Raw genomic sequence first — 13,078 nt, forward strand, 5'->3', positions numbered from 1 at the left:
CCTGAGAGTTAAGGATTATAAACAGCTTTAATCGCAACACTATTTTAAAGTTACATCCAGATACACTGAATGACGACCATATGTTTGATAAAATGGTTTAAAAACAACACCATCAATGACAAATTCCATTTTTTCAGGATTTCCTTTTATTGTTTGGCTTATATCTTTAGCATCTAAAGTTACTTTACGCCAATTTGTTAAAGGTTCAGGTTCTTGGGCTGCTAATAAAATTGGACCATAAAACAAACTTGCTATATTTTGCTGATCCACTACTGATTCTAAACGAAATTGAAAAGGCATACGCAATTCAATTGTGTCACCGTTTTTCCATTTACGACTTAGAGTAAGATAGCTTCCGGGTTGTGCATTTACTTTTTCTGATTTTCCATTAATTTTTACATAAAAGCCCTTGGTTGCCCAATGTGGTACACGTAATTTGAGATCAAATTTTCCATTGCCTTTAATAGTCAATAGTGTGTGATCTTCATTCGGAAAAGAGGTAGTTTGCTCCACTTTAATTTTTTTCTCTGTCCAATTTAATGTTGAAGGCACATAAAGATTGACGTACAATGCATTGTTATCTGTGCTTTTAAAATAAATGGAATTTTGCAATTTCGTGCTACTTTCTAGAGCTGTCCCATTACAACAGGTGAAGCCTTTCATATCTTCATTACTAAATTGTTTTGCAACACCAGGTCGCAACGACACATGGTAGGTATTAGCTGGAGTATCTTCAGCAACAGATGCAAGAATGTGATTGTATAAACCACGTTCATAATAATCCATCAAAGCTGTTTCTTGATTAAATAAAAACAAGCCACTACTTAATTTAAGCATATTATAAGTTGCACAAGTCTCATTTTGTCCAACAGATGACAAACCGTTTGTGTAAATTGTTGCTGGTTGTGATGTAAAACATTCCGCATTAGCAGGATTACGCGCTCCGGCAACACCTCCTATACTATACATATAATCACTAGTAACTTTGTGCCAAAAATTGTCAGCAATATGATAATATTCAGGATTCTCTACATTGCGATACATTTCAAGAGCCCCTACAATTTGAGGTATATGTTGATTGGCATGTAATCCTCTGAAATTATCTACATTTTTGGCTAAGCCTGTTGAATGAGATGCATCACCGTAAAATAACTTAACATTATCGAATGATTGAGCTAATTGAATGTATTTCTGGTTATTTGTAATTCGATACAATCGAGCCAAAACTTCATTCATACCACCAAACTCGCCGGCAATATATCGATTCCACATACTGATAAGCGTTTCTTGTGGCAACTTGCTTAAACGAGCATGTACCCAATCAGACATACCTTTTGCTGTTTCAAGTGCTTTTGTATTACCACTTATTTCGTAAACATCAATTAAACCAGCTAGAATTTTATGTAACGTATAATAGGGTGCCCAAATTTGTGTTTTTTGACCACCATAATTAGCTCCTTTTTCTAACATAATAAATTGGTCAGGCGGATAAGCACTAATAAATCCTTTTCCCCAATTCCAATAATCCGTGCGAATTCCTTCTTCACTTAAATCAGAATCATAATTTGTTTTTCCTTCAGCTGGAGGCACGGCAGTAGCATCTGAAACATAAGAACCTCCTGTTGATTTTGGATTGCCAGACATTTGGGCTAATTGATACAAAGTATTAACCATGTATTCCATTTTATCAGCAAAATTTGCCTGAAGTTTTTTATCATATCCTGTACTTGCATAGGCCTGAGCAATCGCACTAAGATAATGCCCTGTAGCATGACCACGTAATTTTGTTTCTTGACTGTCCCATACTCCTAGTGGCTCTGCCCCTTCAGGTTGTTTTTGACCAAAAGCGTCACGAAACATATAAAGGAAATCATCAGGATTTGTACTAGCTAATGTTGTTAAAAATTTATTACGGTTCTCAATAAACTTTGAATCATGACCGTGAAAATCTTTGTTTAAAGTAACATCATTAAGATTAAAGACTTCTAATAATTTACTTGGTTTAGTAACTTTATCTTCATTTACTACAGTTACAATTGCTCTTGGTAGAATGTTTGAACCTGGAATTCTTCCAGTTACTGTAAATTGTCCCTCTTTAAGAACATCCTTATTATCGGTTGGTGATGGCCATATAACACGAACGTCTGGACCAATAATACCATCACGAAAAGTACCCTTTACAAAACTTGGTATTCTTGGGAGAATACCCACTGTAGTTTGAACTTCAATATCTGAAACACTCGTTAAGTATTGATTATAAAGTTGAGGATTAGTTTCAGGAAAAACTTCTAAATCATCTACCAAACTTTTATCTTCATTGACAACTGCATCTTCTTTTCCTAAAGCTTTGTTATAAATCGTTTTAATTTGTTTCTCACTCAAAGGAGTTCTGTAGATTCTAAAATCGTGCAATTTTGCGTTTAAATAAGAATTATCACCCAATATAGCTCCCCCGATGTAAAGCTTATTTTTTGAATTATTTCCAATCAATTGTCCTAATTCCAAAGCCAAATTCTTAGTTTCGGCAACAATAACACCGTTAACAAAAAGACTCATCGTTTTAGCAGAGATATTAACAACGATCCCAATATGATTCCATTTTCCTGATTCCAAAACGGATATTTTAGAATTGTAATTGCTTTCAGACTCTGTAACAATATGTGCTTGAAGCCCTTTTTCTTCAATAGTTCCTGTTAGAGCTGCAAAAAAATGAGCCTTAGGACTTTTTCCAAAATCAAAAATTCGTTGTCCCAGTTGCGCAGAACGTAAATAAACCCAAGCGGATATACTAATGGATTCTTCTCCATTTAAAGCTTCACTAGGTAGTGAAATAAAAGTTTTACTATTTTCAGGAAAAGACAATACAGTACCAAATTGTTCATCTTTTTCAAATTTAGCTCCAGAACCTTGAAACTTTGCATGCCAATTATTTCGAGACCAATCTTTAATATCTCCATCAAAAATATAGCGTGCAATCAAATCTGTTTCACCTATTCCATCCAAGATTTGATCCCCATTTTGTGCTAACAAATTCGTTGAACCTAATAGCAGGAAACCCAATATTATATAAATAAATGAATTATACTTTTTCATAAATAATTAGTATTTGTTTTTTTTGTAAAATAATTGACATAAATCTTAATTTCAGTTTTATCTAAATTTCAATTTATTATTAATATTAAATTTTATCAAGTAATATCAGGTTTCCAACCTTTTCCCTTTACTCTTAAAAATAAATCTATTTATAGACTTGTTCCCATTTTGGAGGAGTTACACCTAGTAAATGCTGTACAAAATAATCCCTACGTTTACGTTCGCCATAATCTCCACCTGAAGAATGTCCCATTCCTGGAATGGTTACTAGTTCAAAATTTTTATTGGCTTTGATTAGAGCATTAACAAACTGCATCGTAGATGCGGGATCCACATTATCATCTAATTCCCCTAATATCAACATTAAATTCCCTTGCATTTGAGCTGCATTGGCCACATTTGAACAGGCTTCGTATTCAGGTCCTATAGGATATCCCATCCATTGTTCATTCCACCACATCTTATCCATTCGATTATCATGACAACCGCAGGAAGACACAGCTACATCATAAAAATCAGAATTAAAAACTAAAGCAGCACCAGCATTTTGTCCTCCCGCTGAAGTGCCGTGAATCCCTACTTTTTCAATATTCATATACGGATATTTAGCTGCAGCAGCTTTCATCCAAAGTTTTCTATCCGGAAATCCAGCATCTTTTAGGTTTTTCCAACAAACATCATGAAATGCTTTGGAACGATTAGAAGTTCCCATTCCATCAATTTGTACCACAATAAAGCCTAATTCGGCTAAAGCTGTCATTGACCAATAATACGGTTGAAAATTCTTTGGTACAAAAGAATCATGAGGACCTGCATAAATATATTCTATAATCGGATAAGAACGATTAGGGTCGAAAGTAGTAGGACGAACAATAATTCCCCAAATATCTGTTTTCCCATCTCTTCCTTTGGCACTAAAAACTTCTGGAGCTCTCCAGCCTGTTTTTAACAAATCTGTAATATCAGCTTCTTGTAATTTCATTACTAATTTTGGATCAGCAACACTTTTTAACAAAGCAATTGGAGCTTTATCCACACTTGAATATTGATCCACATAAAACTGATAATCTGAAGAAAAACTTACTTTGTGATTTCCATCTTCAGTAGTTAAGCGTTTAAAGTTTTTACCATCAAAATCAATACGGCAATAATGTACCAAATAGGGGTCTTGATTTACATCTAAACCACTTGCTGTGAAATAAATTTGCTTGTTTTCTTCATCAACCTTAATTACCCCTCTTACTGGCCAGTTGCCTTTTGTAATTTGGTTTTTGATTTTTCCTGTATTGGCATCAATTAAGTACAAATGTCTCCATCCATCACGTTCTGAAGCCCAAATTATTTGATTCGCTTTTCTTAAATTATAACGGTATTTTTTTCCACTGTAGTCTATAAAAGTTGGACTCGTCTCATCAACAATCGTTTTTACTTTTCCATCTGTTGCATTGACTTCTAAAACTCGATACACCTGATGTCCTCGTTGATTGAACTCAAAAGTAAAAGCGCTACTATCATCTTTCCAATCAAAATCAGAAACACTATATTGTTCTTGAAACAAATCAGTAGAAATAGAAATATGTTTTTTTGATGTTATATCAAATAATTGTGGACTTCTAAAAGCTAATTGGTCGCCTGGTTTTAAATAATCTCTCTCCTGTAACTTAGGCTGAAACTGATCTTTAGGACTGGATTCTACAAAATAAATCTTATGCTCTTCTCCTGGTCTTACTTTATAAGCCATAATTTTTTTACTGTCTGGAGACCATTCTAAAAATGAAGTATAATAAAAACCTTTGGATCCATCATAACTCAACTGTGTTTCCTCTTGGGTTTTGACATTTTTTATATATAAATTGTAGTTTTTAATAAATGCAATATGGAGCAAATCAGGAGATTTAACTTCTTTTTTTAATTGTTCATCGAAACGCTCACCCCAATAGGTATTTCTTTTTTGATTTTTTTTATAACCTCCTTGTATTTTAGTTAATTGATAACTTTTTAAATCACAAGAAATTTTAAGACTGTCTGTTGTAAAAACTAAATTTGAGAAATCTTTACTAAACTCTAAATTATCAATCGGGAGTTGGTTTGGATTGATCTTCTTTTCTAAAACTTTAGAAAGTGAAGCCGCTAAGTTTTCTTGATTAAATGCCGGAATTTGTTGTTTTTCTTTGGCATCAACACGCAAAAATTCGGTTCCATTTTTTGTGTTATTTATGTACCAAAAATTGGTACTGTTAACCCAATAAAATTCTTTAGGAGTATTGAAAACTTTATTCTTAAATAAAGAATCAACTGCATTTGCTTTTTGATATTCTTTTAAAGTGCCTTGAGAATAACTCACTATACGACTTAAAACTACCAAAAGGAGACTTATATTTTTTTTTGCTTTTATCATATTATAAAAATAATTTAAATCATAATTAAGATATTTGCTAATATTAACCAATTCTAATACTATATTGGTCTATATAATATTACAGCAGTAGGTTTTTAGTTAATTTACACTAAAACCCCTTATCCTTCAGATTCCTATATTACCTTGGCAATCAATGAAATTTATATTTTAATGTGCCTAAATATTAATACTACTTCTTTTTTCCCTCTCTTTGTTGGGCATCAATAACTGCAACAGCTGTCATGTTAACTACCTCATTTACACCTGCTCCTAATTGCAAAATATGTATTGGCTTATTTAATCCCATCATAATTGGACCTATGGAATCTGCTTTATTTAATTCTTTCAATAATTTATAAGTAATATTCGCAGACTCTAAATTTGGAAAAATTAACGTATTAACTTTCTTTCCTGCTAATTTTGAAAATTGGAATTTACTTTGCAACAAGTCAACATTTAAAGCAAAATCAAATTGTATCTCACCATCTACAACTAAATCAGGTGTAGTAGAATGTAAAATAGCTACAGCATTTCTAACTTTATTAGCATTTGAATGAGTAGATGAACCAAAATTAGAATAGGACAACATGGCAACTACAGGTTCAAATCCAAAAGATTGAGCTACAGCAGCAGTCATTTGTGTAATATCAGCCAACTCTTCTGTTGTAGGTTCAATATTAATTGCAGTATCCGCTAAAAACATAGGCCCCCTATCGGTAGTTAAAATATTAACTGTTGCTGCTTTTTTAACATTAGCAGCTTTACCAATTACTTCAAAAACAGGTTTCACAACAGCAGAATAAGCCCTAGAATAGCCCGAAATCATTCCGTCAGCGTGACCTTCGAGAACCATCATGGCACCAAAATAGTTACGCTCCCGCATTTTATTTTGAGCTCCAAAAAGAGTTATACCATTTCTTTTTCTTTTGTTCCAAAATTTCTCAGCGTATTGCTCTCTTATCAATTTTGATTCTTCAGAATGTGTATCAATTATTACAACATCGGCTGAAAAATCCAACTCTATTTTGAGTTCTTCTATAATCTCTTTATTACCTAATAAAATAGGAATCGCAATTCCTTCTTCAAAAACAATTTGGGCTGCTTTTAATACATCCAATTGATCTGCTTCTGCAAATACAATCTTTTTAGGATTTGTTTTTGCTCTATTATGAAGCATACGAACTACTTTATTATCATTACCAGAACGTTGCAACAATTGTTCTTTATATAAATCCCAATCTTCAATGATTACTTTAGCCACACCACTTTCCATAGCTGCTTTTGCCACTGCAATAGGAACGGAAGAAATTAATCTTGGATCAAAAGGTTTAGGAATAATATACTCTTTACCAAAACTCAAACGGGTTTCACCGTAAGCTATATTAACCTGCTCCGGTACTGGTTCTTTGGCTAATTCGGCCAAAGCTTTTACAGCGGCCATTTTCATAGCTTCATTTATCTTGGTAGCTCTGACATCCAGAGCTCCTCTGAAAATGTAAGGAAAACCCAAAACATTATTCACCTGATTAGGATGATCCGAACGTCCTGTAGCCATAATAATATCTTTACGGGTTTTAACCGCTAAATCATAAGCAATTTCAGGATCAGGATTTGCCATTGCAAAAACAATAGGAGCCTTGGCCATTGAAAGCAACATGGCTTCATTAACCACATTAGCAATTGATAATCCAATAAACACATCAGCATCAACCATAGCTTCTTCTAAAGTGTCTATTTTTCTGTCACTAGCAAATTCCTTTTTCTCTTCCGATAAATTTTCTCTATCTGACCGAATTACCCCTTTGCTGTCAAGCATTACAATATTTTCGGCTTTTGCACCAAATGCCTTATATAATTTAGTACAGGAAACCGCCGCAGCTCCAGCTCCACTGACAACTATCCGAACCTCATCGATTTTTTTATTAGTCAGCTCCAAAGCATTTAACAATGCCGCAGCAGAAATAATTGCCGTTCCATGCTGATCATCATGCATTACTGGTATATCCAATTCTTCTTTTAATCGTCTTTCAATCTCAAACGCTTCAGGTGCTTTGATATCTTCCAGATTTATTCCTCCAAAAGTTGGAGCCATAATTTTCACCGTTTCAATGAATTTATCTACATCCTTAGTGTCCAATTCGATATCAATACTATCTATATCAGCAAAAATTTTAAACAACAAAGATTTCCCTTCCATAACAGGTTTTGAGGCTTCAGGTCCAATATCTCCTAGACCTAAAACGGCAGTACCATTTGAAATAACAGCTACTATATTTCCCTTGGAAGTATATTTGTATACATTTTCTTTGTCCTTCTCTATTTCCAAACAAGGTTCGGCAACACCCGGTGAATAAGCTAATCCCAAATCTCGTTGGGTAGCATACGGTTTGGTTGGTACTATTTTTATTTTTCCTGGTTGCGGTTCCGCATGGTATTGCAATGCATCCTTTCGCATTTTTTCTTTACTCATAATTACTATTCATTTAAAAAAATATTATTGATTAACACTTTTAAGAAGATTAAATTCCTTCCAGAATATTGATTCTAGTACTAAATTATAACCACATTATTTGTTAAATTTTGACAATAAAAAACTAGTCCGCATTAAGCAGATGATATAAAAATTGAAACTATTTTTAAAAAATTATCGAGCTATTTCCCCTTTTTTATAAAGTAATAGATAGGGATGCCCAATAGCATGATTAGTACCCCCCAACCACAGGTAGAAAATTTAGCAAACAATAAAGAGATTGATACAGACGAAGCCACTAATACATAAATAGCTGGTAAAAAAGGATATGCAAATGCTTTGTACGGTCTTTCTATTTCGGGCTGTTTTTTTCGCAGAATAAATATTCCGCATATCGTCAGAATGTAAAAAATAAGAACAATTATAATTACAAAATCTAATAAATCTCCATATTTACCCGTGAAACACAAAGCCGATGCCCAGATGCATTGTGCCCAAAGTGCCCATGCAGGAACACTTTCTTGGTTTAGAACGGATGCTTTTTTAAAGAACAAACCGTCTTTTGCCATGGTATAATACACTCTCGCACCCGCCATAATCAATCCGTTATTACAGGCAAAAGTTGAAATCATAATCATTACAGCAATAATCAAAGTTCCAATATCACCTAAAATGTATTGTGAAGCCACCACTGCAATTCGATCTGATTTTGCTGTCGCCATTTCATCAAGAGACAATACAGAAACATACATTACATTGGTCAAAACATAAATTAATGTTACAATTAATGTCCCTAAAAACATACTTAAACCTACGTTACGTTTTGGATTTTTAATTTCACCAGCAATAAAAGTAACACCCGTCCAGGAATCACTAGAAAACAATGTACCTACCATAGCTGCCGAAATTCCAGAAATCAATGCAACGCCACTAATGGGTGACCAAGAACCATTATTTAAATCAAAAGAACGAGGCGACCAAGCATTAGTCCAGTTTAAATTCCAGACTTCGGCTTTAGCCCCAAGTATAAATCCAAAAACAATTAGTCCTGAAATAGAAGCTATCTTAATTATTGTTAATATGGTTTGTAATAACTTACTATTTTTCACTCCTCTTGTATTTAGGTAACTTAGAAAAATAATCGTTATAACTGATAGTATTTGAGCAGCATTCAGTTTAAAACTATCTATTTCAAATAATATATTTTCATCGCTTACCACAGGGAAAATATAAGCCGTAAACTTTGAGAAGGCAACTCCAACTGCAGCTATAGTTCCTGTTTGGATTACTGCAAAAAAACTCCAGCCATATAAAAACGCGACTAGTTCATTGTAAGCTTCTTTTAAATACACATATTGACCACCAGCTTTAGGAAACATAGCACTCAATTCACCATAACTCACCGCCGCAATCATCGTAATTAAACCCGAAATAAGCCAAATAAGAAGTAACCAACCTACCGAACCTACTTGTCTAGCAATATCAGCACTTACTATAAAAATCCCTGAACCAATCATCGAACCAACGACCAGCATTGTTCCATCAAGTAATCCTAATTCTTTTTTGAAATCTGTATCGTTATTATTCATCATCTGTTCCGTTATAAGGTTAGTTAATTAAAGTAATGCTTGCTTAAAGTATAATTTTCGAATACAATTGTTTAGAAATTATTTAGCTCCAGGCGGACAATTTTCGGCAATGAACTTCATAAAAGTATCCGTTAAATGCTTTCTGGTTCCAATACCTTCGTGAATACTATGAGATCGATTCGGATAAACCATTAAATCAAACATTTTATCATGTTTAATTAATTCATCTATCAATACTTCTGCATTTTTATAATGAACATTATCATCACCCGTACCATGAATATATAATAAATTCCCTTTCAGATTTTTAGCATAAGTAACTGGTGATGCTTGTACATAGGCCGCTTCATTCTCCGAAGGCAATCCCATATAACGCTCTGTATAAATATTATCATAAAAATGCTGATCAGTAACAGCCGCAACTGCAATTCCTGTTTTGTAAATTTCTGGATATTGGAACAATAAATTCAAAGTGACAGCTCCACCACCACTCCATCCATGAACAGCAACCCGAGTGGTATCAATAAAATTCCATTTCAAAATTTCTTTAGCAGCCATCGCCTGATCACGCGTATTTATGATTCCTATATTTTTATAAATAGACTTACGCCATAGTGTTCCTTTCATCACAGGAGTACCTCGATTATCCAGCGCAATTCCAATGTAACCTTGTGGAATTAAATTTGAAATAAAACCGTTAAAATAAGGCACATCATTCGCAACAGTAGCAGCTGGTTCTCCGTAGACATAAAAAAACAAAGGATACTTTTTATTTGGATCAAAATCAAGTGGTTTAGCCATGATTCCATCTAGCTCAACTCCATCGATGGTTTTTACAGTAAACTTTTCAAGGCTAAAATTTCTTTGTGGTTTTACAAAAACATCTTCCTCTTGTGGGAAAATCTTTTTGTGTCCTTCCAAAGAAAGTAATCTCGAATTTGGATTTCTATTAATATTCGAGTTAGTATGTAACGCGTAGACCGCATCTGAAGAAAAACTATAGCTATTTGTTCCGTCAAATTGAGTTGGGGTTACTCGTTTTGTTTTCTTAGTATTCAAATTAGTTACATACAAATATCTTTGAGTAGCATCTGTAGGACTTGATAAATGATAGATATTTTTAGAATCTTGGTTATAATCTAAAAAATAAGTATCAAAATTCACTTTCGTAATTAATTCTTTCTTTTTACCATCAATACTTATTTTATAAATATGCATCCATCCATCGGCATCTGAACTCCATAGAAATGACTTTCCATTATCGACAAACGTACAAGGAAAACCATCATAATTTCCTGCGGAACTATCAAATACATCAATCCAAGTATTAGAATGCTCTTCATAAATTTTAGAAGCTTTACCAGTGTTTGCATCACATTTATAAAGAGTAGCTTGATTTTGTTTTCTATTCAACTGTACCACCATCAACTCCTGATTGTCTAACCATTGCATCCTAGGTAAGTAATTATTATCTGCTTCTCCAGGAATTGTTAACCAATTCACTTGTTTGTTAGCCAATGTAATTACTCCTAACTTAACAGCAGAAGGTTTCTCTCCTGCCTTTGGATATTCCACAGGTATGGTAAAAGGATACAATGCATCGGTATTATTAATCATCAAATGAAACTTAGTTTCAGTAGCATCTACTCTCCAAAAGGCTATTTGACTTCCATCCGGGCTCCATCTAAATCCATCTCTTGCCATGAGTTCTTCTTCATAAACCCAATCAAATGTTCCATTTATAATCTTATCTGTCCCATCAAATGTTAATTGGCTTATTATCCCTGAACTTAAATCTTCTGCATAAATATTATGTTTGGAAATATAGGCAACTGTTTTTCCGTCATTAGAAAATTTAGCAAACATGAGAGAAGCTTTATCTAAACCTTGGCCAATTTGTCTTCCTTTTTTAGTAGCTAAATCCACAAACCAATAATCACCTCTGGTATTGGCTCTCCATACTCTTTGAGAATTAGTATAGATTAAAATTTTATCTTGTTTCGTATTCCAAACAATCCCTTCTATTCTTCCTTGAAATCCAATTGCGTTAAGTTGTTCTTTCGTCAAAAAAACCTTTTTTTCGCCTAATTTATCAGCATTACAAACCACCAGATTCCCTTGTTCATTCAACCAAAAAGAATGTGATTGAGGTAACCAATTCAATTGATTTAAATCAAGAGTGGCTTGTCCAAAAAGAATGTTTATATAAAAGAAAGTAAACAACAGAAATCTATTCATTACAATTGGTATTTAAATTAGTAAAAAGGCATTTGCAAGAAATATTTAACTATAATTGAAACATACTTGTATCTACAGAGGTCGATTTTCCAGCAATCAATTCCGTTACAATTTTGCCTGTTGCAGGTGCTAAACTTAGTCCCATCATAGCATGCCCAGTGGCTAAAATTAAATTTTTAATTTTAGAATCTCTAGCAATTATGGGCATTCCAGTGGGCGTACAAGGTCTAAAACCAAACCAAGTATCGGCCTCTTTTGGCATTTTTATATCTAATTCCGGATAGAAATCATTGATTGTATTAACAATTCCTTTAAGTCTATTTTGATTAATTTTAGTATCTCTAGTACTTGTAATTTCCATAGTACCTCCAAAACGAATATTAGTATTCATTGGAGTTACCGCTACTTTTCCTTCGCAAAGAATTGAAGGTATAGCTGGTTTATGAATTTGTTCATTTAAGGTAAAGCTGTATCCTTTTCCTGGTAAAATAGAAATGGAAATATTAAGTTTTTTTGCTAATTCCGGACTCCAAGATCCCGAAGCCAAAACAACTTCATCAGTGGAAAATACTCCTTTATCTGTAGTAATTTCAGAAATTGTATTTCCTTTAAAAGTAAAATCAGTAACAAGTGTATTACTATGAATTTTAACTCCTAGACGATTTAATTCTGATTTTATAAAATCCATCAATTTTTGTGGATATAAATGCGCATCACTTTTATAATGTACACCACCTATTACATTGGTTTTAGTACCCACTTCCAAGTTTGACACCTGTTCTTTAGAAAGAAAATCAACTTCCAAGCCCACTTTTTGAGCTAACTCTCCTTCATGATGCATCTCTTCTTGTGTTTTTTCTGTTTGATACAACATTAAAAGTCCTTTTTCTTCATAAAAAAAAGAAGTGCTCTCCTTGGCTAAATCCTGGTATAATTCTTTACTTAATAGGGAAAGATTACATAATGCCGGCATGGATTTTTCCACATGTTGCGGAGTCGCACTCTTATAAAATTGCCATCCCCATTTTAATAAATCCATATCTAATCTGGGTTGAACATAAAATGGACTTTGACTATCAAACATCCATTTTATCCCTTGCGCCATCATGCCAGGTTGTGCCAATGGAATAATATGCGAAGGAACAATCATTCCTGCATTACCATAAGAACAACCATCTGTCATATCTGACTTATCAAAAACTATAACTTTATGACCTTCTTTTGCTAAATAATAGGCAGAACATAAGCCAATTATTCCTCCACCTATAACACTTACTTGTTTCATTATTC

The 13,078-nt window shown here is 33.5% G+C and carries 6 protein-coding genes; all 6 read right to left on the reverse strand.

Features of this window, described 5'->3' with window-relative positions:
• Window positions 1-39: 39 nt before the first annotated feature.
• The 6 genes from ACFPTQ_RS00880 to ACFPTQ_RS00905 all read right to left on the reverse strand — a co-directional run bounded on the left by ACFPTQ_RS00880 (window position 40) and on the right by ACFPTQ_RS00905 (window position 13,073).
• The gene (locus ACFPTQ_RS00880; protein ID WP_379772697.1) at window positions 40-3,093 is read right to left on the reverse strand and encodes a beta-L-arabinofuranosidase domain-containing protein; all 3,054 of its coding nucleotides are present in this window, start codon (window positions 3,091-3,093) and stop codon (window positions 40-42) included.
• Between the two features lie 145 nt (window positions 3,094-3,238).
• Window positions 3,239-5,491, reverse strand: a complete 2,253-nt coding sequence (locus tag ACFPTQ_RS00885; RefSeq protein ID WP_379772700.1) for a S9 family peptidase — start codon at window positions 5,489-5,491, stop codon at window positions 3,239-3,241.
• 190 nt (window positions 5,492-5,681) lie between these two features.
• Window positions 5,682-7,961, reverse strand: a complete 2,280-nt coding sequence (locus ACFPTQ_RS00890; protein WP_379772703.1) for an NADP-dependent malic enzyme — start codon at window positions 7,959-7,961, stop codon at window positions 5,682-5,684.
• A 182-nt stretch (window positions 7,962-8,143) separates the two neighbouring features.
• A complete protein-coding gene (locus ACFPTQ_RS00895; RefSeq protein WP_379772705.1) occupies window positions 8,144-9,553 on the reverse strand; it encodes an APC family permease in 1,410 nt (469 codons plus the stop codon).
• 75 nt (window positions 9,554-9,628) lie between these two features.
• A complete protein-coding gene (locus ACFPTQ_RS00900) occupies window positions 9,629-11,788 on the reverse strand; it encodes a S9 family peptidase (RefSeq protein WP_379772707.1) in 2,160 nt (719 codons plus the stop codon).
• Window positions 11,789-11,837: 49 nt separating this feature from the next.
• Window positions 11,838-13,073 (reverse strand): NAD(P)/FAD-dependent oxidoreductase, encoded by a 1,236-nt coding sequence (locus ACFPTQ_RS00905; RefSeq protein WP_379772710.1) that lies wholly within the window; start codon window positions 13,071-13,073, stop codon window positions 11,838-11,840.
• Between the last annotated feature and the right edge of the window lie 5 nt (window positions 13,074-13,078).

Origin of the sequence: Flavobacterium sp. GCM10022190 (assembly GCF_042656445.1) — a bacterium.
Lineage (GTDB): Bacteria > Bacteroidota > Bacteroidia > Flavobacteriales > Flavobacteriaceae > Flavobacterium > Flavobacterium nitratireducens.

Excerpts from the sequence above, each read along its gene's own strand:
- ACFPTQ_RS00895 (WP_379772705.1), bottom strand. The coding sequence starts at position 9,553 with ATGATGAATAATAACGATACAGATTTCAAAAAAGAATTAGGATTACTT.
- ACFPTQ_RS00885 (WP_379772700.1), bottom strand. The coding sequence starts at position 5,491 with ATGATAAAAGCAAAAAAAAATATAAGTCTCCTTTTGGTAGTTTTAAGT.
- ACFPTQ_RS00905 (WP_379772710.1), bottom strand. The coding sequence starts at position 13,073 with ATGAAACAAGTAAGTGTTATAGGTGGAGGAATAATTGGCTTATGTTCT.
- ACFPTQ_RS00880 (WP_379772697.1), bottom strand. The coding sequence starts at position 3,093 with ATGAAAAAGTATAATTCATTTATTTATATAATATTGGGTTTCCTGCTA.
- ACFPTQ_RS00900 (WP_379772707.1), bottom strand. The coding sequence starts at position 11,788 with ATGAATAGATTTCTGTTGTTTACTTTCTTTTATATAAACATTCTTTTT.
- ACFPTQ_RS00890 (WP_379772703.1), bottom strand. The coding sequence starts at position 7,961 with ATGAGTAAAGAAAAAATGCGAAAGGATGCATTGCAATACCATGCGGAA.